This window comes from Streptomyces sp. TBY4 (assembly GCF_024213195.1).
In the GTDB taxonomy this organism is placed as follows: Bacteria; Actinomycetota; Actinomycetes; order Streptomycetales; family Streptomycetaceae; genus Streptomyces.
Window position 1 is genome coordinate 318433 of record NZ_JANAVF010000006.1, and the last position, 24204, is coordinate 342636.

General features: G+C 71.6%; 18 protein-coding genes and 1 pseudogene. 7 read left to right on the forward strand and 12 right to left on the reverse strand.

All coding sequences use genetic code 11. The annotated features are described in order from the left end of the window. Nucleotides 1-70: 70 nt before the first annotated feature. The 9 genes from NLX94_RS17310 to NLX94_RS17350 all read right to left on the reverse strand — a co-directional run bounded on the left by NLX94_RS17310 (nucleotide 71) and on the right by NLX94_RS17350 (nucleotide 10073). Nucleotides 71-787: an ABC transporter ATP-binding protein gene (locus NLX94_RS17310; RefSeq protein ID WP_250744986.1), complete on the reverse strand. Its 717-nt coding sequence runs from the start codon at nucleotides 785-787 to the stop codon at nucleotides 71-73. After that, complete coding sequence (locus NLX94_RS17315; RefSeq protein WP_254383726.1) at nucleotides 784-1716, reverse strand: ABC transporter ATP-binding protein; 933 nt, start codon at nucleotides 1714-1716, stop codon at nucleotides 784-786. The genes NLX94_RS17310 and NLX94_RS17315 overlap by 4 nt, the downstream gene beginning before the upstream one ends. 4 nt (nucleotides 1717-1720) lie before the next feature. Beyond that, on the reverse strand, nucleotides 1721-3544 hold the full coding sequence (locus tag NLX94_RS17320; RefSeq protein WP_254383727.1) for a branched-chain amino acid ABC transporter permease: 1824 nt from the start codon (nucleotides 3542-3544) through the stop codon (nucleotides 1721-1723). Nucleotides 3545-3549: 5 nt separating this feature from the next. Beyond that, the gene (locus NLX94_RS17325) at nucleotides 3550-4479 is read right to left on the reverse strand and encodes a branched-chain amino acid ABC transporter permease (protein WP_254383728.1); all 930 of its coding nucleotides are present in this window, start codon (nucleotides 4477-4479) and stop codon (nucleotides 3550-3552) included. Between the two features lie 140 nt (nucleotides 4480-4619). Continuing rightward, nucleotides 4620-5849: a branched-chain amino acid ABC transporter substrate-binding protein gene (locus tag NLX94_RS17330; RefSeq protein ID WP_254383729.1), complete on the reverse strand. Its 1230-nt coding sequence runs from the start codon at nucleotides 5847-5849 to the stop codon at nucleotides 4620-4622. 301 nt (nucleotides 5850-6150) lie between these two features. Further along, nucleotides 6151-6831, reverse strand: coding sequence for a Tat pathway signal sequence domain protein (locus NLX94_RS17335; RefSeq protein ID WP_254383730.1), 681 nt, complete (start codon nucleotides 6829-6831; stop codon nucleotides 6151-6153). Beyond that, nucleotides 6828-7229, reverse strand: a complete 402-nt coding sequence (locus tag NLX94_RS17340; RefSeq protein WP_254383731.1) for a hypothetical protein — start codon at nucleotides 7227-7229, stop codon at nucleotides 6828-6830. The genes NLX94_RS17335 and NLX94_RS17340 overlap by 4 nt, the downstream gene beginning before the upstream one ends. A 39-nt stretch (nucleotides 7230-7268) precedes the next feature. Next, nucleotides 7269-7748, reverse strand: a complete 480-nt coding sequence (locus NLX94_RS17345; protein WP_254383732.1) for a PaaI family thioesterase — start codon at nucleotides 7746-7748, stop codon at nucleotides 7269-7271. Between the two features lie 54 nt (nucleotides 7749-7802). Then, nucleotides 7803-10073: an FdhF/YdeP family oxidoreductase gene (locus NLX94_RS17350; RefSeq protein WP_254383734.1), complete on the reverse strand. Its 2271-nt coding sequence runs from the start codon at nucleotides 10071-10073 to the stop codon at nucleotides 7803-7805. Nucleotides 10074-10442: 369 nt separating this feature from the next. On the opposite strand from NLX94_RS17350, the gene polA reads away from it, so the two are divergent. Continuing rightward, nucleotides 10443-13166: a DNA polymerase I gene (gene polA / locus NLX94_RS17355; protein ID WP_254383736.1), complete on the forward strand. Its 2724-nt coding sequence runs from the start codon at nucleotides 10443-10445 to the stop codon at nucleotides 13164-13166. 38 nt (nucleotides 13167-13204) lie between these two features. Here the strand turns inward: polA and NLX94_RS17360 are convergent, their stop codons facing one another. Beyond that, entirely contained in the window at nucleotides 13205-14071 is an 867-nt protein-coding gene (locus tag NLX94_RS17360; protein WP_254383738.1) for a DUF4184 family protein, read from the reverse strand. A 232-nt stretch (nucleotides 14072-14303) separates the two neighbouring features. Here NLX94_RS17360 and NLX94_RS17365 point away from each other — a divergent pair, with 232 nt between their 5' ends. From NLX94_RS17365 to NLX94_RS17375, 3 genes are all read left to right on the forward strand, one after another. Then, a complete protein-coding gene (locus tag NLX94_RS17365; RefSeq protein ID WP_254383740.1) occupies nucleotides 14304-15671 on the forward strand; it encodes a lytic transglycosylase domain-containing protein in 1368 nt (455 codons plus the stop codon). Between the two features lie 146 nt (nucleotides 15672-15817). Then, on the forward strand, nucleotides 15818-15958 hold the full coding sequence (locus tag NLX94_RS17370; protein ID WP_254383742.1) for an SPW_0924 family protein: 141 nt from the start codon (nucleotides 15818-15820) through the stop codon (nucleotides 15956-15958). 14 nt (nucleotides 15959-15972) lie between these two features. Beyond that, the gene (locus NLX94_RS17375; protein WP_254383744.1) at nucleotides 15973-16953 is read left to right on the forward strand and encodes a DUF3068 domain-containing protein; all 981 of its coding nucleotides are present in this window, start codon (nucleotides 15973-15975) and stop codon (nucleotides 16951-16953) included. Here the strand turns inward: NLX94_RS17375 and NLX94_RS17380 are convergent. Continuing rightward, nucleotides 16943-19572, reverse strand: a pseudogene (locus tag NLX94_RS17380) (ATP-dependent RNA helicase). The gene NLX94_RS17375 and the pseudogene NLX94_RS17380 sit on opposite strands and share 11 nt — an antisense overlap. 19 nt (nucleotides 19573-19591) lie before the next feature. Then, nucleotides 19592-20440 (reverse strand): class I SAM-dependent methyltransferase, encoded by an 849-nt coding sequence (locus NLX94_RS17385; protein WP_254383746.1) that lies wholly within the window; start codon nucleotides 20438-20440, stop codon nucleotides 19592-19594. A 358-nt stretch (nucleotides 20441-20798) separates the two neighbouring features. Between NLX94_RS17385 and rpsA the strand changes: the two genes are divergently transcribed. From rpsA to coaE, 3 genes are all read left to right on the forward strand, one after another. Further along, nucleotides 20799-22316: a 30S ribosomal protein S1 gene (rpsA, locus tag NLX94_RS17390; RefSeq protein ID WP_254383748.1), complete on the forward strand. Its 1518-nt coding sequence runs from the start codon at nucleotides 20799-20801 to the stop codon at nucleotides 22314-22316. A gap of 197 nt (nucleotides 22317-22513) precedes the next feature. Beyond that, nucleotides 22514-23452 carry a PAC2 family protein gene (locus NLX94_RS17395; RefSeq protein ID WP_254383750.1) on the forward strand — a complete coding sequence of 313 codons (939 nt, stop codon included), beginning with the start codon at nucleotides 22514-22516 and terminating at the stop codon, nucleotides 23450-23452. A 121-nt stretch (nucleotides 23453-23573) separates the two neighbouring features. Further along, entirely contained in the window at nucleotides 23574-24179 is a 606-nt protein-coding gene (gene coaE, locus NLX94_RS17400) for a dephospho-CoA kinase (RefSeq protein WP_254383752.1), read from the forward strand. Nucleotides 24180-24204 lie beyond the last annotated feature (25 nt).

Here is a 24204-nt window from a genome sequence, read left to right on the forward strand (position 1 = left end):
GCAAACAGTGAGGCCCGCCTCCGGATCCTGGATCCGGAGGCGGGCCTCACTCGTAAGGACAGGGCGGGGATCAGTCCTCGCCGAGGTACGCCTTGCGGACGTCCTCGTTGACCAGGAGCTCGCGGCCCGGGCCCGACAGGACGACCTTGCCGATCTCCATCACGTGGCCCTGGTCGGCCAGGGAGAGCGCCGCCTGGGCGTTCTGCTCGACCAGCAGGATGGTGGTGCCCTGCGACTTGAGCTCGGCGATGGTCGCCATGATCTTCTGCATCATGATCGGCGAGAGGCCCATGGAGGGCTCGTCGAGCATGAGCAGCTTCGGGCGGGACATGAGCGCGCGGCCCATGGCGAGCATCTGCTGCTCGCCGCCCGAGAGGGTGCCCGCGGCCTGCTTGCGGCGCTCGCCCAGGATCGGGAAGAGGTCGTAGGCACGCTGGACGTCCTTCTGGATGCCGTCCTTGTCCTTGCGGAGGAAGGCGCCCAGGAGGAGGTTGTCCTCGATGGTCATGCGCGGGAAGATGTGCCGCCCCTCGGGGGAGTGGGCGAGTCCGAGCGCGACGATGTCGTGCGCGGGGATCTTCTTGAGGGACTTGCCCTGGAACTTGATCTGGCCGCCGCGCGGCTTGATCAGGCCCGAGAGGGTGCGCAGGGTCGTCGTCTTGCCGGCGCCGTTGGTGCCGATGAGGGTGACGATCTGGCCGGCGTCGACGCTGAACGAGATGCCCTTGACGGCCTCGATCTTGCCGTAGGCGACGCGGAGGTCTTCGACTTCCAGGAGTGCGGTCATCGGGTTTCTCCGTCCGTGCTGGTCGTGCTGTCCGTCGCCTCGGCGGCCGGGGCCGCCTCGCCGTGTGCGGCCTCGCTGTGTGCTTCGGCGGCTTCGACCTCGGCGAGTTCTTCGGCGCCGGGGGCGCCTTCGAACGGTTCGCCGAGGTAGGCGGCGATGACGCGCTCGTCGCCCTGGACCTCGGCGGCGGTGCCCTCGATGAGCTTTTCGCCCTGGACGAGGCAGGCGACGCGGTCGCAGAGGTTGAAGATGAAGCGCATGTCGTGCTCGATGACGAGGACGGCGATGCCCTGGTCCCGGATGGCGAAGATGAGTTCTTCGGTGGCCCGGGTCTCCTGCGGGTTCATGCCGGCGGTGGGCTCGTCCAGGAGGATGAGGCCGGGGTCGCTGGCCAGCGCGCGGGCGATTTCGAGCTTGCGCTGTTCGCCGTAGGGGAGGTTGCGGGCGAGGTGTTCGGCCTTGTGGGCGAGGCCGATGAACTCGAGGAGTTCCATGGCCTTCTCGCGGCTCGCCGCTTCTTCCCGGCCGAAGCTGGGGAGGCGCAGGAGGGCGGCCCAGAGGCCGACCTTGGTGCGGGTGTGGCGTCCGACGAGGACGTTTTCCAGGACCGTCATGTTGTTGAAGAGACGGATGTTCTGGAAGGTACGGGCGACGCCGGCGTCGGTGACCTTGTACGACTTGGGCGGCAGGACCTTGTCCTTGTACCGGACTTCACCCTCGGTGGGGATGTAGAGGCCGGTGAGGCAGTTGAAGAAGGTGGTCTTGCCGGCGCCGTTGGGGCCGATGAGTCCGACGATCTCGCCGCTGCGCACGGTCAGGTCGACGTTCTTGACGGCGGTGAGGCCGCCGAAGCGCATCGTGACGCCGCGTGCGTCGAGGACGGTCTCCCCCGTGGTGGCGGGGGGCGTGTCGGTGGTGGTGGTCGTCATGGGTTCAGACCCCTGCCTTGCCGAGGACCGTGGGCGCTTCCATGTTCTCGTGGAGTTCGAGTTGGTTGCGCTTGTTGGGGATGAGGCCTTCGGGGCGCAGTCGCATCAGGACGATGAGGGCGAAGCCGAAGACGAGGAGCTGGTATTCGCCGAGGAACTGGAGCTTGTTGGGGATCAGGAAGAGGAGTGATCCGCCGACGAGGGGTCCGGCGATGGTGCCCATGCCGCCGAGGACGACCGCGGCGAGCAGGAACGCGGAGTTCGGGGGCACGGAGTTGGCGAACTGGTACTGGTCGGGGGTGACCGTGTACTGGACGTGTGCCTGGACCGCGCCGGCGAGGCCGGCGAGGGTGGCGCCGAGGGCGAAGGCGATGAGCTTGACGCGGAAGCCGTTGATGCCCATGGCTTCGGCGGCGGTCTCGTCCTCGCGGATGGCGACCCAGGCGCGGCCGATGCGGGATTCCGCGCTGCGGCGGAACACGAGGACCACGATGAGGGTGATCAGCAGCATCAGCAGGAAGTAGTTCGCGAAGCGGCCGATGGTGAACCCGAGGATGGTGTGCGAGGCGCCGAAGTCGAATCCGAAGAGGTTGACGTTCGGGATGCCTGCGATGCCGTTGGGGCCGTTGGTGATGTCGGGGCCGGAGGTTCCGTCGAGGTTGTTCATGGAGATGCGGAAGATCTCACCGAAGCCGAGCGTCACGATGGCGAGGTAGTCGCCGCGCAGGCGCAGGGTGGGTGCGCCGATGAGGACGCCGAAGACCATGGACGCCGCGGCGCCGATGAGGATGGCGGCCCAGAAGGGCATGTGCACGCCGAAGGGCGAGTTGGGGGAGCCGGAGACCAGGGCCGCGGCGTAGGCGCCGACGCCGAGGAAGGCGACGTAGCCGAGGTCGAGGAGGCCGGTGAGGCCGACGACGATGTTCAGGCCGAGTGCGACGGTGGCGAAGATCAGGATGTTGACGCCGAGGTTCGCGTACTGGTCGTCGGTCTGGGTGAGGGGGAAGAGGGCCGCGGCGGCGAAGGCGCCGACGAGGGCGACGTTGCGGTGGCGGTTGGTGAGAGTGGTGACGCGGGCGAGGAGGCCCGCCTTGTTGAGCGCTGCGGCACCGAAGCAGGCGGTGAGCAGGAAGCCGACGAAGAGCTCCTGGTACGGGGTGGTGATGCCGTAGGTGAAGACGGTGAGCGCGAGGCCGAGGACGGCTGCGATCAGGAGGATTTCGACCGAGGCCGGGAGGGCGCGGGCGGGGGTGAGGGGGCCGGAGGCGAAGGCGGCCTTGAAGGTCGTCCAGCGGTTGCCGGCTTCGTGCTTGAACTTCTCGTAGCCGGTGTCGTCGGGGTCGGGGCCTTCGAGTGCGGGGCGCTCGAAGGGGAGCGCGAAGGCGCCGATGACGGCGAGGAGGCTGGCGAGGGCGGCGACGCCGGCTCCGGGTTCGAGGTCTACGAGGAGTCCGAGTTCGAGGACGATCGAGACGACGGTGTACCAGGTGGTGGCGAACGCGGCGAGGGCGGCGAGTTTGATCGCTGCGTCGGCGCCGGCGGGGATGAGCCAGCGCAGGCCCTTGGTGCCGTAGGAGGCGAGGCCGAAGAGGGCGGTGAGGGCGCCGCCGATGAGGACCAGCCACTGGAGGCCCGCGGGGGAGCCGTAGTAGGTGAGGTCGCCGGGGAAGGCGTCGTCCCAGGTCCAGGCGAGGAACGCGGAGGCGGCGGTGAGTGCGCCGCCTGCGGTGGCGAGGGCGCGGGCCGTCTTCTCGGGGAGGGGGATGAATCCCTTGGCCGGTGCGGTGGTCTTCACGGTGGTCGCGGTGTCCGCGGTGATGTTCGTCATGGAGGTCACACCCTGTCCGCCACGCGCTGGCCCAGCAGGCCTTGCGGCCGGAAGAGGAGCACGAGGATGAGAAGTACGAACGCCCAGGTGTTACCCCAGGACTGGCCGCCGAGCTGCTCGAAGCCGGGGATGTCGGCGACGTAGACGGTGGTCAGGGTTTCGGCGAGGCCGAGGACGAGGCCGCCGACCATGGCGCCGTAGATGTTGCCGATGCCGCCGAGGACGGCTGCGGTGAAGGCCTTGAGGCCGAGCAGGAAGCCCATCTTGAACTGGACTTCGCCGTACTTGAGGCCGTAGGCGACGGCTCCGATGGCGGCGAAGACGGCTCCGAGCGCGAACGCGGTGGTGATGATGCGGTCGGTGTTGATGCCCATGAGCTTGGCGGTGTCGGGGTCCTGGGCGGTCGCCTGCATGCCGCGGCCGGTGCGGGTCTTCTTGACGAAGAAGCCGAGGAAGGCCATGGAGATGGGGGCGGCGATCAGGAGGAAGACGTCGCCGGTCTGGATGGTGACGCTGCCGAGGTGGAAGGGTCCGCCGGGGATCTCGGGGAAGATCAGGGAGGATTCGGCTCCGGGGTACCAGGCCCATACCGCCTGCTGGAGGGCGATGGAGAGGCCGATGGCGGTGATGAGCGGGGCGAGCCTGGGAGCGTTGCGCAGGGGTCGGTAGGCGAAGCGTTCCGCACCGACGGCGATCAGGGTGGCGACGACGATCGCGCCTATGATCATGAGGGGGAGGGCTATCCACATGGTGGTGCCCCCGGGGAGCATCAGCCAGACGGTGAGGGCCCCGAACCCGCCGGTCATGAAGATCTCGCCATGCGCGAAGTTGATGAGCTGGACGATGCCATAGACCATCGTGTAGCCGATGGCGACGAGCCCGTACATGGATCCCAGTAGCAGGCCGTTGACCAGCTGTTGCGGCAGTTCGTGCACCGCAGGTCCTCCGAGTCTTTCGACGGATGTGACTCCGCGCGGGGCGCTTTTTGTGCGCGCCCCGCGCGGCAGGTTGGTGGTGCTCCCGTGGCCGGCCGTTCGAGCGGACTACCGGCTACGGGGTGGGGTGGTCAGTGGTGTCAGCCGAGGGTGCCGGACTCGACGGACTTCCACTCGGTGCCCTCGACCTTGTAGACGGTGAGCTGCTTGTTGGTGGCGTCACCGAACTCGTCGAAGGAGACCTTGCCGGTCACGCCCTCGAAGGAGACACCCTGGACGGCGGCGAGGACCTTGGCGCGGGCGTCGGCGGGGAGCTTGCCGCCGTTGGCGTCGACGGTGGCCTTGACGGCCTCGATGATCGCCCAGGCGGAGTCGTAGGAGTAACCGCCGTAGGCGGCGAAGGGCTCCTTGTATCCGGCCTTGGTGTAGTTGGCGACGAAGTCCTTGGCGGAGGGCAGGCTCTCGACCGGGGCGCCGACCGAGGTGGCGAGGTCGCCCGCGGACTCGGCGCCGGCGAGCTCGACGTACTTCTTGTCGTAGATGCCGTCACCGCCGACGAGCGGGATCTTGGTGCCGGAGGCCTTGATCTGCTTGCTGAGCGGGCCGGCCGCCGGGTACTCGCCGCCGTAGTAGACGACGTCGGCGCCGGAGCTCCGGACCTCGGTCACGATCGCGGAGAAGTCCTTGCTCTCCGGGTCGATGTGGCCTTCGCCGACGACCTGGCCGCCGAGCTTGGTGAACTCGCCCTTGAAGGTGCCGGCGAGGCCCGCACCGTAGGTCTTCTTGTCGTCGATCAGGAAGACCTTCTTCTTGCCCGCCTTGTTGAAGAGGTACTGCGCCGCGAACGGGCCCTGGATGGCGTCCGTGGTGGCGGTGCGGAAGTAGCTCTTGTAGGTGCGGACCTTCTCGCCGGTGGCCCACTTCGGTCCCTGGGAGAGGGACGGGCTGGTGTTGGCCGGGGAGATCTGGGCGAGCTTGGCGTCGTCGAAGACCTTCTGCATGGACTCCGAGACGGAGGAGTTCAGGGGGCCGACGACACCGAGCACCTCCTTGTCGGCGACGAGCTTGGTGGCGTTCTGCTGGCCGGAGGCGGCCTGGGCCTGGTCGTCGAGGGCCTGGATCTTGAAGGTGACGCCCTTGACGTACTTCTTCTCGTTGGCCTGCTTGGCGGCGAGGTCGGCGGAGTTCTTGATGCCGAGGCCGAGGGCCGAGAGGTCGCCGGTGAGGGGGGCGTCTACGCCGATGACGACCGTGGTGTCGCCAGAGCCGGCGTTGTCGCCGCCCTTGTCGTCACGCGAGCCACAGGCGGTGAGAGTGAGGGCACCCGCGGCGAGAGCGGCGGTGACGGCAATGAGAGAACGCTGACGCACGATCAGTCCTTTCCTGGCACTGCGCCCCCCGTGGGACGCACCGTGTCGAACGCGGGGAACCGAACTGAAGGAAATCCGGCTGGTCGCGGTGACTGGCCGTGACTCTAAGCGGGTCTTAGGACGTTATGGAGGGCTGAGGCCAATGATGTGACTCTCTTGTTATGCCACGGCGTAATACATAGCGGATCTCTGCGGGTGGAAAGGGGGAAATCCGGCCGGTTCGTCTTGTCCGCATGATGAGACAGGTGAGGACCGTTGGGTGGTTTGAGTACTGTCGCGCCAGGACTCTGGGCCCTTTTGGTCATGACGGCGACGGGGTGCCCGCGTCTCGATCTTCGGGACAGGCCCTGGTCAGGGCCGTGGAGAGATCCTTCGCATAACGGTCACCGGGGATGTAGCTGTGATCCTCTTTCTCAAACCCATTACTGAGGGTTACTTCCAGGAAAGGGAGTCCGGAATTCCGTGCCACCTGCACGCAGTTTGTGACCCGAATCCGTACGGCGAGGTCACGGGCCTCGCCCGGGGCGAGCGTGGCCGGAAGTGGTGGTTCGACCTCGAGCGCCAGGGCCCGTGAGGGCTGCGTCAGCCGCTCCAGGGTGATGGCCGGCCCGGACGCGGCGCGCACACGCACGGTGAACGCGAAGGCTGTGCCCGGGGGAGTCCGCCCGGCCTCCTGTCCGGTCTCCCGTCCTGCCTCCTGCCCCGCCTCCCCGGCCGGGCCCACGTAGGCGAGGGAGAACACCTGCGAGGGCGCGGGCGGGCTGTACGGGACGGGGCGCGGCCGGGCCGCGTACAGCGCGGCTCCCGCGGCGATCACGGCGGACGCGCAGGTCAGGGCCCCGAGGGCCAGGACGGCCCGCCGGTGGCCCTCGTAGGCCTCGCGGACCCTCCGGACGGCCGGAGGCGTACGGGGAACGGGGCGCGGGCCCTCGTGGGCCTCCGTGCCCTCTCCCGGCTCGATCGGGCCGATACCGCCGCTCACTGCCAGGGGCCGCCCGTCGGGGCGCCCGACCGGTAGCGGTCCGCGCAGCGGCGCTCCGCCTCCCGGGCGGTGAGCTCGCGCGCGGCGGCCGGGCCCCTGGCGTCCCGCTCGGCGCGGGCGTCGGCGAGGACGGCGCGCAGGATGTCGTTCTGGCCGCCGGACAGGCCCATGGCCTGGTAGTCGAGGCGGACGGCGTCCTCGCCCTCCCCGGCGTCGAGGATCACGCCCGCCCAGTGGGTGATCAGGCGGGTGCAGAGCTCCTGGGGTGCCGTGGGGGCGGGGGTGGCGGAGGCCGGGGGGCGCGGTCCGTCGCCGGCGCAGCCGAGCGGTGCGGCGGCCAGCAGCGCCGTGGTGGCGGCTGCGGCCAGGGCGCGCCGCGGCGCCGGTCCGGATCCCATGGCGGGAACGCTAGACCGGCGCCGCTGGGAGGGCAACGGCTAGTTGTTGCCGTCCTGTTGCGGGTTCGCGTCGCGCAGCAGGCAGGTCAGGCGGGCGGTGCAGACCCGGCGGTCCTGTTCGTCCGTGATGACCACCTCGTAGGTGGCGGTGGAGCGGCCCCGGTGCACGGGGGTCGCGACGCCGGTGACCAGGCCGGAGCGGGCGCCGCGGTGGTGGGTGCAGTTCAGGTCGACGCCGACGGCGACCTTGGTGATGCCGCCGTGCATCATCGCGCCGACCGAGCCGAGGGTCTCGGCGAGCACGGCGGAGGCCCCGCCGTGCAGGAGCCCGTAGGGCTGGGTGTTGCCCTCGACGGGCATGGTGGCGACGACCCGCTCGGCGGAGGCCTCGAGGATGCGGATGTCCATCCGCTTGCCGAGGTCGCCCGCCGAGAACAGCGCGGGCAGGTCGATGCCCAGGGCCGAGTACTCGTCGAGGACCTCCTGCGGGAACTTCACCGCGTGCTGCTGCTCGCCCATGGGCCGACTCCGTTCGTCAACGCTCGTTAACCACCTTGTACTCGAGTCGTTCTATCAGGCCGGCTCGAAGCGCACGACGACGGACTTGCTCGCCGGGGTATTGCTGGTGTCCGCCGTGGAGTCGAGGGGCACCAGCACGTTGGTCTCGGGGTAGTAGGCGGCGGCGCAGCCGCGGGCGGTCGGGTAGTGCACGACGCGGAAACCGGGGGCGCGCCGCTCCACGCCGTCGCGCCATTCGCCGACGAGGTCGGTGTACGAGCCGTCGGCGAGCCCGAGTTCGGCGGCGTCCTCGGGGTTGACCATGACCACGCGGCGGCCGCCGGTGATCCCGCGGTAGCGGTCGTCGAGGCCGTAGATGGTGGTGTTGTACTGGTCGTGGCTGCGCAGGGTCTGCAGGAGCAGGCGCCCCGGCGGGAGGTGCGGGTACTCCACGGGCGCGGCGGTGAAGTTCGCCTTGCCGGTCTTCGTGGGGAAGCGGCGCTCGTCGCGCGGGGCGTGCGGCAGCTGGAAGCCGCCGGGGCGGGCGACGCGGGCGTTGAAGTCCTCGAAGCCGGGGACGACGCGGGAGATCCGGTCGCGGACGGCGGCGTAGTCCTTCTCGAACTCCTCCCACGGGGTCCTGGTCGCCCCGCCGAGGACGGCGCGGGCCATGCGGGCCACGATCGCGGGCTCGGAGAGCAGGTGCGGGGAGGCGGGGGCGAGGTTGCCGCGCGAGGAGTGGACCATGCCCATGGAGTCCTCGACGGTGACGAACTGCTTGCCGGAGGCCTGCACGTCCTTGTCGGTGCGGCCGAGGGTGGGCAGGATCAGGGCGCGCCGGCCGGTGACCGCGTGGGAGCGGTTGAGCTTGGTGGAGACGTGCACGGTCAGGGAGGCGCGGCGGATCGCGGCCTCGGTGACCTCGGTGTCGGGGGTGGCGCCGACGAAGTTGCCGCCCATGGCGAAGAGCACCTTGGCCTCGCCGTCGCGCAGTGCCTGGATGGAGCGGACCACGTCGAAGCCGTGCCCGCGCGGCGAGGTGATGCCGAATTCCTTGTCGAGCGCGTCGAGGAAGGCCGGCGCGGGGCGTTCGAAGATCCCCATGGTGCGGTCGCCCTGGACGTTGGAGTGGCCGCGGACGGGGCAGACGCCGGCGCCGGGGCGGCCGATGTTGCCGCGCAGGAGCAGCAGGTTGACGACCTCGCGGATGGTGGCGACGGAGTGCTTGTGCTGGGTCAGGCCCATGGCCCAGCAGACGATGGTGCGCTTCGAGGCCAGGATCATGGCCAGGGCGCGTTCGATGTCGGGGCGGGTCAGGCCGGTGGCCGTGAGGGTCGCGTCCCAGTCGGTGTCCTTGGCGGCGGCCGCGAACTCCTCGTAGCCGTGGGTGTGCTCGCGGATGAACTCCTCGTCGGTGGCGCCGCCGGCCTCGATGACCAGCTTGTTGAGCAGGCGGAAGAGGGCCTGGTCGCCGCCGATGCGGATCTGGAGGAACAGGTCGTTGAGGGCGGTGCCCTTGAGCATGCCGAGGGGGGTCTGCGGGTTCTTGAACCGCTCCATGCCGGCCTCGGGCAGCGGGTTCACCGAGATGATCTTCGCGCCGGCGGACTTGGCCTTCTCCAGGGCGGCGAGCATGCGCGGGTGGTTGGTGCCCGGGTTCTGCCCGGCGACGATGATCAGGTCGGCCTGGTGGAGGTCCTCCAGGGAGACGCTGCCCTTGCCGATGCCGATCGTCTCGTTCAGCGCGGAGCCCGAGGACTCGTGGCACATGTTCGAGCAGTCGGGGAGGTTGTTGGTGCCGAACTCGCGGACGAACAGCTGGAAGAGGAAGGCGGCTTCGTTGCTGGTGCGGCCCGAGGTGTAGAAGAGGGCCTCGTCGGGGGAGGCCAGGGCCTTCAGCTCCTCGGCGATGATCGCGAAGGCGCGCTCCCAGCTGACGGCCTCGTAGCGGTCGGAGCCCTCCCCCAGAAGCATCGGCTGCGTGATCCGGCCCTGCTGGCCCAGCCAGTAGCCGGAGCGGCCGGCGAGGTCGGACACGGGGTGCTCGGCGAAGAAAGAGGGGGTGACCCGGCGCAGGGTGGCCTCTTCCGCGACGGCCTTGGCGCCGTTCTCGCAGAACTCGGCGGTGTGCCGCTTGTCGCCCTCGGGCCAGGCACAGCCCGGGCAGTCGAAGCCGCTCTTCTGGTTGACCTTGAGGAGGGTGCGGGCGGTACGGGCCAGACCCATCTGCTCCTGCGCGATCCGCAGGGTGTGCCCGATCGCGGGCAGGCCGGCGGCCGCGTGCTTCGGGGGTGCGACCTGCGGCGCGTCCTGTACGGGGTCCCCTGCGGGCGGCTTGGTCGCCATGGCGCTCCTCTTCGAGCGTGCGTACGAATGCAGCATGTTTGCCGCATCTCCGATCCTTGCACGGCCGCCGGGGCGTGAGGAGGGCGGTACGGGGCGTCCGCGGGGCGGGACGCGTGCGCCGGGGGCGTCCGCTGCGACGGGTGCGCCGGGGGTGGCCGAGGCGCCCGGTGCGCCGGGGGCGGCAGCTGCGGCGGAGGCCACGGGCGGTGATGGCAGCGGCTGCGCCGGGAGGCCCGGTGGGAGGGCCCGGTGGGAGGTGCCGGGGGAGGCGGCGGGCGGGGTCCCGTGGGGGCAGGGTCCGGGGGCCGGGTGCCGACCGGGTGACGGGGGGCGCCGGAATTGTCAGTGCGGCGGCCTAGGATCGGGGGCGTGGCAGATTCAGCATCGAAGAAGACCGACCAGCCGACCGCAGCGGACCGCCCCCGCCTGATGCTCATGGACGGGCACTCCCTGGCGTACCGGGCGTTCTTCGCGCTCCCCGCGGAGAACTTCACCACCGCGACGGGGCAGCCGACCAACGCCATCTACGGGTTCGCGTCGATGCTGGCGAACACGCTGCGCGACGAGGCGCCCACGCACTTCGCGGTGGCGTTCGACGTGTCGCGCAAGACGTGGCGCTCGGCGGAGTTCCCCGAGTACAAGGCGAACCGCTCCAAGACCCCCGACGAGTTCAAGGGGCAGGTGGAGCTGATCGGCGAGCTCCTGGACGCGATGAGCGTGCCGCGCTTCGCCGTCGACGGCTTCGAGGCCGACGACGTGATCGCGACGCTCGCCACGCAGGCCGAGGCCCTCGGCTTCGACGTGCTGATCGTCACCGGTGACCGGGACTCCTTCCAGCTCGTCTCCGAGCACACCACCGTGCTCTACCCGACCAAGGGCGTCTCCGAGCTGACCCGCTTCACCCCCGAGAAGGTCGAGGAGAAGTACGGGCTCACCCCCCAGCAGTACCCGGACTTCGCGGCCCTGCGCGGCGACCCGTCCGACAACCTCCCCGGCATCCCGGGCGTCGGCGAGAAGACCGCCGCCAAGTGGATCACCCAGTTCGGGTCCTTCGCGGAGCTCGTCGAGCGCGCCGAGGAGGTCAAGGGCAAGGCCGGGCAGAACTTCCGCGACCACCTGGACGCCGTGAAGCTCAACCGGGTCCTGACCGAGATGGTCAAGGACGTCGCCCTCCCCAAGACCCCCGCCGACCTGGCCCGCGCCCCCTACGACCGGACCGCCGTCACCGGAGTCCTGGACGTACTGGAGATCCGCAACGCCTCCCTGCGCGAGCGGCTCCTCGCCGTTGACCCGGGCGCCGCCGAGGAGCAGGCCCCGGCCCCGGCGGCCGCCGCCGTGGAACTGGACGGCTCCGTGCTCGGCGCCGGAGAGCTCGCGCCGTGGCTGGAGCGCCACGCGGACACCCCGCTCGGCATCTCCACCGTCGACAGCTGGGCGCTCGGCACCGGCAACGTCTCCGAGATCGCGCTGGCCTCGGCCGGGGGAGCGGCCGCCTGGTTCGAGCCGTCAGCGCTGGACGAGGCCGACGACCGGGCCTTCGCCGCCTGGGCCGCCGACGCCGCCAAGCCCAAGGTGGTGCACAACGCCAAGGGCCTCATGCGGGTCTTCCCGGAGCACGGCTGGACCCTGGCCGGCGTCACCATGGACACCGCGCTCGCCGCCTACCTGGTCAAGCCGGGCCGCCGCTCCTTCGCGCTGGACGTGCTCTCCCAGGAGTACCTGCACCGCGAGCTGGCGCCCGCCGCCGCCGACGGGCAGCTCGCCTTCGGCGCCGACGACACCGCCGAGGCCGAAGCCCTGATGGCGCAGGCCCGCGCCGTCCTGGACCTCGGCGAGGCCTTCGCGGTCAAGCTGCCCGAGGTGGGCGCCGCCGAGCTGCTCCACGACATGGAGTTGCCCACCTCCGAGCTGCTGGCCCGCCTGGAGCGCGCCGGCATCGCCGTCGACCGGGACCACCTGGAAGGCATGGAGCAGCAGTTCGCCGGGGCCGTGCAGCAGGCGGTGAAGGAGGCGCACGCCGCGGTGGGCCACGAGTTCAACCTCGGCTCGCCCAAGCAGCTCCAGGAGGTCTTCTTCGGCGAGCTGGACCTGCCGAAGACGAAGAAGACCAAGACCGGCTACACCACGGACGCCGACGCCCTCGCCTGGCTGGCCACCCAGACCGATCACGAACTCCCCGTGATCATGCTGCGCCACCGGGAGCAGGCCAAGCTGCGCGTCACCGTCGAGGGCCTGGTCAAGATGATCGCCGCCGACGGCCGGGTGCACACCAGCTTCAGCCAGACCGTCGCCGCGACCGGCCGGCTGTCCTCCACCGACCCCAACCTGCAGAACGTGCCGGTGCGCACCGACGAGGGCCGGGCCATCCGGCGCGGCTTCGTCGTCGGCGAGGGCTACGAATCCCTCATGACCGCCGACTACAGCCAGATCGAGCTGCGCGTCATGGCCCACCTCTCCGAGGACGAGGGCCTGCTCGAAGCCTTCCAGTCGGGCGAGGACCTGCACACCACGGTCGCCTCCCAGGTGTTCGGCGTCGAGCGCTCCGAGGTCGACGCCGAGATGCGGCGCAAGATCAAGGCCATGTCCTACGGGCTGGCCTACGGGCTCTCCGCGTTCGGCCTGGCCCAGCAGCTGAACATCGAGCCCGGCGAGGCCCGCGGCCTGATGGAGACCTTCTTCGAGCGCTTCGGCGGAGTCCGCGACTACCTGGGCCGCGTGGTCGAGGAGGCCCGGGCCACCGGCTACACGGCCACCGTCTTCGGCCGCCGCCGCTACCTCCCGGACCTCAACAGCGACAACCGCCAGCGCCGCGAGGCCGCCGAGCGGATGGCGCTGAACGCCCCCATCCAGGGCACCGCCGCCGACATCGTGAAGGTCGCGATGCTGCGCGTGGACAAGGCGCTCACCGAAGCCGGGCTGACCTCGCGGATGCTGCTCCAGGTCCACGACGAAATCGTGCTGGAGATTGCCCCGGGGGAGCGCAAGCAGGTGGAGGAGCTGGTGCGCCGCGAGATGGCCGCCGCCGTCGACCTGCGGGCCCCGCTGGACGTGTCCGTGGGCGTCGGCCCCGACTGGGAGTCCGCCGCGCACTGAGCACCCGCACCACCGGTCCGGGCAGCGCCCGTCCCCGCCTACGCGGTGGGGACGGGCGTTCGCGCGTCCGCGTCCGCGTCCGTGTCGTCCCGCCGGCCACGGACCGGCCGGTGCAGCAGGCGTACGAGGACCCCGTACAGCAGCAGCCCCACGGCGAGACCGCCGCCGGCGCCGAAACAGACGGTCGGGATGATGTCGAGCGGGGTGCGGATCCGGTCGAAGAAGGTGAAGAAGCGCAGCACGCGCAGGGTGATCCCGACCGCCACGCAGACGAGGACCAGCGCGAGCGCGCCCGCCACCCGGGCCCGGCCGAGCACCGGGACGGACGCGGGGGCCGGCCCGTCCGGCAGCCGGCGCAGCGCGGTCACCGTGAACCAGACCAGGAAGCAGGCCGAGAGCGCCGAAGTCCCGTACTGCAGGTACGAGTAGAGGGGCAGCCCGAAGGCGAGCGGCTCGCCCAGCTCCGGCAGGGTGCGGGTGCCGAAGCGGTCGATGTGCGTGAAGGCGTCCCACACCACGTGCGTGAGGGAGCCGATGACCGCCGAGAGGTAGAACCAGAGGGCCAGCGCGGGCAGTCGGCGCCCGCGCCACTCCTCGCCCCGGAGGAAGGCGTGCACCCTGCCCTGCCGGCGGCGCGGCAGGAGCGCGATCAGCGGCTCGCGCAGCAGCAGCCAGCACGCCGCGAGGACGGCGGTCAGCACCGCATCGGCGGTCAGGATGCCGGGCAGGGAGTGCGTGAAGGTGCCGTACGGCCTGAGGCCCGCGACGACCGTGTCGGCGAAGTAGAAGCTGTCCGGGGCGAACGACCCGAGGATCAGGGCCGAGGCGACGAGGGGGCCGCGGGCCCGACCGGACCGCCGGACGGCCGGAAGCACGGCGGCCGCGTGGCTGAGGGTGAACGGCATGCGAGCTTGCTCCCGGAACTCGGCTCATCGACCGGTGCGTCCGGTGCGATCGGTGCGTCCAGTATGGGCGGCCTGTGCAGCGCATGAGGAAATCGTGAATTCCGGCTCGGGATGCGTGCCCTGTCCAGCGAGTTGACGTAGGGTCACGCGGACGTCGAGGGGGAGGGGGGTCCGGCTCATGACGGCTCGGACGCGGATACGGATACCGGGGCGAGGGTCCGCGGGATGGGGGATGCCGACGCGGTTCGGCCGGGTGGCGCGCAAGGGCGCGGCCGCCGTGGTCGTCTCCGCCGTCGTGGCCGCCGTGCTGACCGCCTCGCAGGGGCCGGTCGCGGCAGGCGCCGGGGCCGACGCGGCACCGGTCGCGGAGCCCGCGCCCGTGCCCGGCGGCTCCGCGGGCGACTCCTCCTACTTCACCGCCCTGCCACCGCTGGTGAGCCCCGAGCCGCCGGCCGTGCTGCTGCCCGAGGACGGGGCGGCTCCGGCGCCCGCGCCCGCGCCTCCCGCGGTCCCGGCCGCCGTGGATCCGGGGGCCCGCGAAGAACCGGTGGCCCGGGGCGGGGCCGAGGGCGCGCAGGGGATACCGGCGAGCGTGCTCGCGGCCTACCGGGGCGCCGAGCAGGCGGTCGGCCGGACCGACCCCGGATGCGGACTGCGCTGGCAGCTCCTCGCGGCGATCGGCAAGGTCGAGTCCGGGCAGGCGCGCGGCGGGCAGGTCGACGCCGCCGGTACGACGCTGCGGCCGATCCTGGGGCCCGTGCTCGACGGCAACGGCTTCGCGAACATCTCGGACACCGACAACGGGGCCTACGACGGGGACACCCGCTACGACCGGGCGATCGGGCCGATGCAGTTCATCCCGTCCACCTGGGCCTCGTGGGGCCAGGACGCCAACGGCGACGGCCGCCGCGACCCCAACAACGTGCACGACGCCGCGCTCGCGGCGGGCCGCTACCTGTGCGCCGGTACGCGCGACCTGCGGGTCGACGCGGACCTGGACCGGGCCGTGCTGTCGTACAACCACTCCTCCGCGTACCTGCGGACGGTGCGGTCGTGGTTCACGTACTACCTGAAGGGCGCCCACGAGGTCCCGGACGGCCGCGGCGGCGGCACCGGAGGCGGCGGCACCCCGGTGACCCCGAAGCCGACCCCGACCCCGACCCCGACCCCGACCCCAACCCCGAAGCCCACCCCTCCGCCGTCGCCGACACCCAAGCCGACGCCTACGCCGACTCCTACGCCGACGCCGTCGCCAACCCCTACGCCGACGCCGTCTCCCACGCCCACCCCGACGCCCACCCCGACCCCGACGCCCACCCCGTCGCCGACTCCCACGCCTACGCCCACCCCGACTCCGACGCCGACGCCGACGCCCACCCCGACTCCGACGCCGACCCCCACGCCGAGCCCGACGCCTTCGCCGAAGCCGACTCCCAGCCCCACCCCGAGCCCGAAGCCCACCTCGACCGCGCCCCCGAGTCCTTCGCCCTCCCCGAAGCCCACCGCTTCCGTCTCCCCGCCGCCGAAGCCCAAGCCGTCGCCCAAGGCCTCCCCGTCCGCCACCGTGCCACCGGCACCCGCACCCACGCCGACTCGCTGACGCGCCCCGGCGCCCGCCCCCTCCCTCCGAGCGGGGCGGGTCCCCGGTGCGCGTCAGCGCACCCCCGCGCAAACGGTTCTCATCTGTCACCCGCATTGCTACGGTGCCACCGCCCTGACGACCAATCAGATTCCGGAGGCCCCGGCATGCGCGCAATCGTCGCCGCCGCCAGCGGTCTCGTCCTCGCGGTGCTCCTCGTGTTCGCCATCACGGCGACGGGGGCGCCGGAAGGCAAGACCTCACCGAAGCCCCTGCTCACCACCGCGCCCGCCGCGCCCGGAAAGTAGAGGAGGGCCCGGCCGTGCGACGTAGAGCAAGCCTCGTCCTGCTAGCCGTAGCCGTGTTCTGCGCAGCCCTCGCACCGATGCTGCGCTGGTACGCGTACCCCAGGCTCGCGAAGATCCCGCCGAACCAGTACCAGGAGGTGGTCCTGGAGGCGAAGGACGCGACCCTGCTCGACTACACCGCGGGCATGCAGCCCAAGAAGGTCGACAAGGTCACCATCGTCCAGACCCTCAAGGGCAACGTGGAGGCCTCGAAGGAGATCGAGGCCAGTGCCGGCAAGGACGTGGTGGTCTGGGACACGCTGACCCACATCATGGGCCCGGACGGGCAGATGGTCTCCCAGATCCCCGAGCGCTACATCTTCGACGCCCACACCCAGGACCCGGTGCACGCCACGGGCGAGGCGGTGGACGGGGACCCGGTCAAGCGCGAGGGCATCGAGTTCAAGTGGCCGTTCTTCACCGAGCCGCGCGACTACCTGTACTTCGACCAGCAGACCCGCAGCTCCTCGCCCATCCACTACGTGGGCCCGCGCAAGTTCAAGGGCATGGACGTCTACTACTACGAGCAGACGATCCCGTGGACGAAGGTCTCGCTGCCCAAGAAGATGCCGATCGAGGGCATCGACCCGGCCACCTTCGAGCAGAGCACCGGCACCTCCCTCTGGTACTCGACCAAGGCGATGTTCTGGGTGGACCCGGTGACCGGTGCGCCCGTCAACGCCGAGCAGCAGATCCAGCAGGAGATGCGCGGCGGGAGCATCGCGGGCAGCGCGCCCGACGGCAGGCTCACCGTCTTCGCGGGACACGTGAAGATGCGCGAGGACTACAGCAACCACACCGTCGCCCTGGTCAAGTCGAACCGGACCATGGTCCTCGCGCTGCACACCTACGCGCCGATCGGCCTCGCCGCCGGCGGGCTCGCACTCTTCGGGCTCGCGCTGTGGCTGGAGGCGCGGAGCCGGCGCCCCCGGGAGGGGGAGCAGTTCAGCGCCTGAGCCGGGCGTTGGTGTGCCGGGTGGGCTCGGCGGTCGCCGGGTCCTCCGGCCACGGGTGCTTGGGATAGCGGCCGCGGAGCTCGGCGCGGACGGCGCGGTAGCCGCCCTGCCAGAAGGACGCGAGGTCGGCGGTGACCGCGGCCGGCCGTCCGGCGGGCGACAGCAGGTGGACGAGTACGGGGACCCCCGCGACCCGGGGGGTCTCGGCCAGCCCGAACAGCTCCTGCAGTTTGACGGCGAGTACGGGCTGGCCGTGCTCGGCGGCGTAGTCCACGCGGATCCGGGAGCCGCTCGGCACCTCGATCCGCTCCGGGGCCAGCTCGTCGAGCCGGGCGGCCTCGCCCGTCGCCCAGGGCAGCAGCCGGTTCAGCGCCTGCCCGGCGTCGATCCGCGCGAGGTCGGCGCGGCGGCGGGCCCGCGACAGCTCCGGCTCCAGCCAGTCGTAGGCGCGCTCCAGCAGCTCCAGGTCGTCCTCCACCCCGGGCCAGGGCGCGCCGAGCGTGCGGTGCAGGAAGCCGAGCCGGGCCCGCAGCGCTTCCGCGTCCGGGGTCCAGCGGAGCAGGCCGAGCCCCTCTGTACGGAGTCCGTCGAGCAGTGCGGCCCTGACGAGGGCGCGGTCGGGGTCGCGCAGGGGCCGCGCGGCCAGCTCGATCGCGCCGAGCCGTTCCACGGAGCGGGCGACGAGGTCTCCGTCCTCCCAGTGCACCTCTTCGCCCGCGCGGAACAGGTGGCCTGCGGCCGCTCGGGCCGTCTCCTCGTCGACGAGGGCTCCGAGCCGGACGCGGGCGGACGCCGAGTGCGGGGGCCTGTCGGCGACGGCCACGGCCAGCCAGGGCGCGCTGCGCAGCGGTGACCCGTCGCCGAGCTCGGCGGCCGTGCCGCTGGCCATGAGGAACGAGCCCTGGCCCTTGGATCTGGCGACCCGCTCCGGGAACGCGAGTGCGGCGACGAGCCCGGCGGCGGCGTCGTCGGGTGCAGCGCCGCTGCTGGGGCTCCGCCCCGGACCCCGCTCCTCAAACGCCGGAGGGGCTGGGTTTCGGCTGATGCCGCCCGAAGGGGGCCGGGGCGGAGTCCCGGTTTCGGGAAGGGGCGGGGTGGGGGAAGGCCCCGCAGGGCTCCCCTCGGCGGCGGCGCGCTCCAGGCGGCGGGCCTCCGCGCGCCAGCGCGAGCCGTACGGGTCGCCGCCCGCGCGGGCCCGGCGCCAGGCTGCGGCCAGGTCGTCCCCGTACTCGCGCGGCGGCTCCTCGCTGAGGAGGGCCACCAGTTCCGCCGCCCGCCGGGGGCCCAGCGCGGCGGAGCCGTCGAGCAGGGCCCGGGCCAGGCGGGGTGCAGGCCGAGCCGGGCCATCCGCAGCCCCCGCGGGGTCGGCCGGCCCGCCGGGGACACCGCGCCCACCGCGAGCAGCACCTCCCGCGCCGCGGCCATCGCTCCGCCCGGCGGTGGATCGAGCAGGGCCAGGCCGCTCGCGTCCGGGTCGCCCCAGCAGGCGGCCTGGAGGGCGAACTGCGCGAGGTCCGCGATCCGGATCTCGGGGGAGGGGTACGCGGGCAGCCGCCCGTCCTCGGCTTCGGCCCAGCAGCGGTACACCGTGCCCGGGGCCTCACGCCCGGCCCGGCCCGCGCGCTGGCGGCCGGCCGCGCGGGACGCCCGTACGGTGGCCAGCGCGCCCAGGCCCCGGGCGTGGTCGACCCGGGGTTCGCGGGCCAGCCCCGAATCCACGACGATCCGTACGCCGGGCACGGTCAGGCTGGACTCCGCGACGGCGGTGGAGAGGATGACCCGGCGGTGCGCAGCGGGGGACAGCGCCGCGTCCTGGACGGAGGCCGGAGCCCGGCCGTGTATCTGGAGGACCTCCGCGTCGACGGCGCCGAGCTGCCCGGCGACCCGGGCGATCTCACCGACGCCGGGCAGGAAGCACAGGATGTCGCCGGAACGTTCCGCCAGCGCCCGCCGCACCACCGAGGCCACGTGCGTCAGCTGCGCCGGGTCCACCCGCATCCCGTGCGGCGGCCGCACCGGGCGGGCCGGCGGGGCCCACACGGTCTCCACCGGGTGGGAGACGCCGGCCGCCTCCACGACGGGCGCGTTCCCCAGGAGCCGTGCCCAGCCGGCCGCGTCGGTGGTCGCCGAGGCGGCGAGGAGCCGCAGCTCGGGGCGCAGGGTCTCCCGTACGTCCAGGAGGAAGGCGGCGACCGTGTCCGCGTCGAGGTGCCGCTCGTGGCACTCGTCCAGCATCACCAGGTCGGCCCCGGAGAGCTCCTGGTCGCGCTGGAGCCGCTGGAGCAGCACCCCGGTGGTGACCACCTCGACCACGGTGGACGGTCCGACCACCCGCTCCCCGCGCACCGTGAAGCCGACGGAGCCGCCGACCTGCTCGCCGAGCAGCCAGGCCATCCGCCGGGCGGCCGCGCGGGCGGCGATCCGGCGAGGTTCGGCGACCACCACGCGACGCCGTGGTCCGCCTCCCACCAGCCCCGCCAGCACCAGCGGCACCAGCGTGGTCTTGCCCGTGCCGGGCGGGGCGCAGAGCACGGCGGCGCCGTGCGCGTCGAGCGCCGAGACCAGGGCGGGCACGGCCTCCTGTACGGGGAGGGCGTCGAGGTCGGCCGTACGGATCACGCGCTGTTCCGGCACCGGCTCAGTCCCGCTCGCACACGAAGATCGCCGTACCGGGGATGAGGTTCCCGCGCAGCGGGGACCAGCCGCCCCACTCCTGGCTGTTCCACGCGGGCCATTCCGGTTCCACCAGGTCGAGGAGGCGGAAACCGCCCGCGACCACGTCCCGTACCCGGTCGCCGAGGGTGCGGTGGTGCTCCACGTACACGGCGCGGCCCTGCTCGTCCTGCTCGACGTAGGGGGTGCGGTCGAAGTAGGAGGCGGCGACGGAGAGCCCCTCGGGGCCGGGCTCGTCGGGGAAGGCCCAGCGGATGGGGTGGGTGACGGAGAAGACCCAGCGGCCGCCGGGCCGCAGGACCCGGCGCACCTCGCGCATGACGTTCACGGGGTCGGCGACGAAGGGGACGGCGCCGTAGGCGGAGCAGGCCAGGTCGAAGGAGGCGTCGCGGAAGGGGAGGCGTCCGGCGTCGGCCTCGACCAGGGGGACGTTATCGCCGATCCGCAGGGCGTGCTGGAGCTGGCGGTGGGAGAGGTCGAGGGCGACGGGGCGGGCGCCCTGGGCGGCCAGCCAGCGCGAGCACTGGGCGGCGCCGGCGCCGATCTCCAGGACGTCCTTGCCCTTGAGGGAGGCGGCGGGGCCCAGCAGGGCGGCCTCCGCCTCGTCCAGGCCCTCCGGGCCCCATACAAAGCGGTCGTCGCCGAGGAAGGCCCCGTGCTCGCTCTGGTACTCGTCGGCGTTGCGGTCCCACCAGCCCCGGCTGGCCCGGCTGCTCTCCGCTTCCCCCGCGTCACGCCGGGTGGCCTCGGAATCGTCTTCGACGGCCGATCCGGCTTCGTACGCTTCTTCGGGGGCGTAGTCCTCTTGGTTCATGGGGCCCGTCGTCGTAGTCTGCGAATGTCTGCGGAAAGTGGGCGGGAAGGGCCATCGGCGCCTGCCTGCCCACTAATTGTGCCGGTTGTGCGGTGATCCGCCCGGGGTGTGCGCCTTCGCGCATTGACCCTGTCCGGCTGCCCCCGTATGCTACAAGTTGCGCTGCGAGCCTGTGCTCCTCAGACCTAGCAGGCTGCGCTTGTATCTGTTGATGACCCCTCGGTTTTCGAGGCCCCCACCCCGCGTTTCGCGGAACTGGGGCTTCCTTGGCTGTCCGGCTTCTTCGGCAGATGCCGATAAGGGCTCCCGGCGTAGCAGTACCTACGACTTTCTGTCCGTAACCGGAGCCCTTACCCACATGACGAGCAGCACCGAGACCACCGCCACCACTCCGCAGGTTGCGGTCAACGACATCGGTGACGAGGCAGCGTTCCTCGCCGCGATCGACGAGACGATCAAGTACTTCAACGACGGCGACATCGTCGACGGCGTCATCGTGAAGGTGGACCGGGACGAGGTTCTCCTCGACATCGGTTACAAGACCGAAGGCGTCATCCCGAGCCGCGAGCTCTCGATCAAGCACGATGTCGACCCGAACGAGGTCGTCAAGGTCGGCGACGAGATCGAGGCCCTGGTTCTCCAGAAGGAGGACAAGGAAGGCCGTCTGATCCTGTCCAAGAAGCGTGCGCAGTACGAGCGCGCCTGGGGCACGATCGAGAAGATCAAGGAAGAAGACGGCATCGTCACCGGTACCGTCATCGAGGTCGTCAAGGGTGGTCTCATCCTCGACATCGGCCTCCGTGGCTTCCTCCCGGCTTCCCTCGTCGAGATGCGTCGCGTCCGCGACCTCCAGCCCTACGTGGGCAAGGAGCTCGAGGCGAAGATCATCGAGCTGGACAAGAACCGCAACAACGTGGTCCTGTCCCGCCGCGCCTGGCTCGAGCAGACCCAGTCCGAGGTTCGCCAGACGTTCCTCACCACCCTGCAGAAGGGTCAGGTCCGCTCCGGCGTCGTTTCCTCGATCGTCAACTTCGGTGCCTTCGTGGACCTGGGTGGCGTCGACGGTCTCGTCCACGTCTCCGAGCTGTCCTGGAAGCACATCGACCACCCGTCCGAGGTCGTCGAGGTCGGTCAGGAAGTCACCGTCGAGGTTCTCGACGTGGACATGGACCGCGAGCGCGTCTCCCTGTCGCTGAAGGCGACGCAGGAAGACCCGTGGCAGCAGTTCGCCCGGACCCACCAGATCGGCCAGGTCGTCCCGGGTAAGGTCACCAAGCTGGTTCCGTTCGGTGCGTTCGTCCGCGTGGACGAGGGCATCGAGGGTCTGGTCCACATCTCCGAGCTGGCCGAGCGCCACGTGGAGATCCCGGAGCAGGTCGTCCAGGTCAACGACGAGATCTTCGTCAAGGTCATCGACATCGACCTCGAGCGTCGCCGGATCTCGCTGTCCCTGAAGCAGGCCAACGAGTCCTTCGGTGCCGACCCGGCGTCGGTCGAGTTCGACCCGACCCTGTACGGCATGGCCGCGTCGTACGACGACCAGGGCAACTACATCTACCCCGAGGGCTTCGACCCCGAGACCAACGACTGGCTCGAGGGCTTCGACAAGCAGCGCGAAGCCTGGGAGGGCCAGTACGCCGAGGCGCAGCAGCGCTTCGAGCAGCACCAGGCGCAGGTCATCAAGAGCCGCGAGGCCGACGAGGCCGCCGCTGCCGAGGGTGCGGCCGCTCCGGCCGCCGGTGGCAGCAGCAGCGCCGGTGCGGGCATCTCGGGTGGTTCGTACTCCTCCGAGGGTGCGGACGAGACCTCTGGCGCCCTGGCGTCGGACGAGGCCCTGGCCGCGCTCCGCGAGAAGCTGGCCGGCGGCCAGAGCTGATCGCAGATCGCATCAGCACGGTGTGAGCTGAGCTGAACGATTCACCGGTAAGGCCCGTCCCCTCAGGGGGGCGGGCCTTACCGCGTTGTGCGTGCCATGCCGCCACACCCGTTCTGTGAACACCGCGCCAACTGGGGAATGGTCACGGGCCCTTGGACGTTCTTCCAGGAGAACGCGGCGGAGGAGGAGTGGTGGCGGTGCTTGATCCACAGGGTTTGTACGAATGGGACGCCAAGGGCCTGGCGGTGGCCGACCTGGCGCTCACCCAGGACTCGGCCGGGCTGGTCATGCTCTACCACTTCGAGGGGTACATAGACGCGGGCGAGACCGGCGAGCAGATCGTCGAGCGGCTGCTCGACGCGCTGCCCCACCAGGTCGTGGCGCGCTTCGACGCGGACCGTCTGGTGGACTACCGGGCGCGCCGTCCGCTGCTGACCTTCCAGCGCGACCACTGGACCGAGTTCGAGGAGCCCCTGCTCGAGGTGCGCCTCGTGCAGGACGCCACGGGCGCGCCCTTCCTGCTGCTCTCCGGCCCCGAGCCGGACGTGGAGTGGGAGCGCTTCGCCGTCGCCGTCCGGCAGATCGTCGAGCGCCTGGGCGTGCGGCTCTCCGTCAACTTCCACGGCATCCCCATGGGCGTCCCGCACACCCGGCCCGTCGGGATCACCCCGCACGGCAACCGGACCGACCTCATGCCGGGGCACCGCAGCCCCTTCGACGAGGCCCAGGTCCCCGGCAGCGCCGAGTCGCTGGTCGAGTTCCGCCTCGGTCAGGCCGGGCACGACGTGCTGGGCGTCGCCGCCCACGTACCGCACTACGTGGCGCGCTCCCCGTACCCCGATGCCGCGCTGACCGCCCTGGAGGCGATCACCGCCGCGACCGGGCTGGTCCTGCCGTCGGTCGCGCACGCGCTGCGCACCGAGGCGCACCGCACGCAGACGGAGATCGACCGGCAGATCCGGGAGGGCGACGAGGAGCTGGTCAGCCTCGTGCAGGGGCTGGAGCACCAGTACGACGCGGCGGCCGGCGCCGAGACCCGCGGCAACATGATCGCGGAGCCCGCGGAGATCCCGTCGGCCGACGAGATCGGCCTCGAGTTCGAGCGCTTCCTCGCGGAGCGCGAGGGCGAGGGCTGAGCGGAGCCGTCGCCGCGTCCGCCGTCGCCCGGTCCGCCGTCTCCCCGCCCGCTGGCTCCCCGGCAGCCCTGCTCGCAGGGGGCTGTACGGGGCCCCGGGCGCGGGGGTTAGTCTGCCGGGCATGTTGAAAGTTGGCCTGACAGGCGGAATCGGCGCCGGCAAGAGCGAGGTCTCGCGGCTGCTGGCGGGGTACGGGGCGGTCCTCGTGGACGCCGACCGGATCGCGCGGGAGGTCGTGGAGCCGGGTACGCCCGGGCTCGCGGCGGTGGTGGCCGCCTTCGGGGAGTCCGTACTGACTCCGCAGGGCGGGCTGGACCGGCCGAAGCTGGGGTCGATCGTCTTCGCGGACCAGGCGAAGCTGAAGATCCTCAACGGGATCGTGCACCCGCTGGTCGGGGCCCGGTCCGCCGAGCTGGAGGCCGCCGCGGGGCCCGACGCGATCGTGGTGCACGACGTACCGCTGCTCGCGGAGAACGGGCTCGCGCCGCTGTACGACCTGGTCGTCGTCGTGGACGCGGCCCCCGCCACCCAGCTGGCCCGGCTCACGGGGCTGCGGGGCATGGAGGAGTCGGAGGCCCGGGCCCGGATGGCCGCGCAGGCCACGCGGGAACAGCGGCTGGCCGTGGCCACCCTCGTGATCGACAACGACGGGCCGCTGGAGGCGCTGGAGCCGCAGGTGCGCAAGGTGTGGGAGGAGCTCACCGCGCGGGCGGCGCGCGGGGCGTAACAGCGGGCGGCGCGCAGGGCGGAAT

Bases quoted from the DNA above. Each gene is read 5' to 3' on its own strand.
- rpsA (WP_254383748.1), top strand. From the start codon at position 20,799: ATGACGAGCAGCACCGAGACCACCGCCACCACTCCGCAGGTTGCGGTC.
- NLX94_RS17315 (WP_254383726.1), bottom strand. From the start codon at position 1,716: ATGACGACCACCACCACCGACACGCCCCCCGCCACCACGGGGGAGACC.
- NLX94_RS17385 (WP_254383746.1), bottom strand. From the start codon at position 20,440: ATGAACCAAGAGGACTACGCCCCCGAAGAAGCGTACGAAGCCGGATCG.
- NLX94_RS17320 (WP_254383727.1), bottom strand. From the start codon at position 3,544: ATGACGAACATCACCGCGGACACCGCGACCACCGTGAAGACCACCGCA.
- NLX94_RS17365 (WP_254383740.1), top strand. From the start codon at position 14,304: ATGCCGACGCGGTTCGGCCGGGTGGCGCGCAAGGGCGCGGCCGCCGTG.
- NLX94_RS17350 (WP_254383734.1), bottom strand. From the start codon at position 10,073: ATGGCGACCAAGCCGCCCGCAGGGGACCCCGTACAGGACGCGCCGCAG.
- NLX94_RS17345 (WP_254383732.1), bottom strand. From the start codon at position 7,748: ATGGGCGAGCAGCAGCACGCGGTGAAGTTCCCGCAGGAGGTCCTCGAC.
- NLX94_RS17370 (WP_254383742.1), top strand. From the start codon at position 15,818: ATGCGCGCAATCGTCGCCGCCGCCAGCGGTCTCGTCCTCGCGGTGCTC.
- NLX94_RS17340 (WP_254383731.1), bottom strand. From the start codon at position 7,229: ATGGGATCCGGACCGGCGCCGCGGCGCGCCCTGGCCGCAGCCGCCACC.
- NLX94_RS17360 (WP_254383738.1), bottom strand. From the start codon at position 14,071: ATGCCGTTCACCCTCAGCCACGCGGCCGCCGTGCTTCCGGCCGTCCGG.
- NLX94_RS17310 (WP_250744986.1), bottom strand. From the start codon at position 787: ATGACCGCACTCCTGGAAGTCGAAGACCTCCGCGTCGCCTACGGCAAG.
- coaE (WP_254383752.1), top strand. From the start codon at position 23,574: ATGTTGAAAGTTGGCCTGACAGGCGGAATCGGCGCCGGCAAGAGCGAG.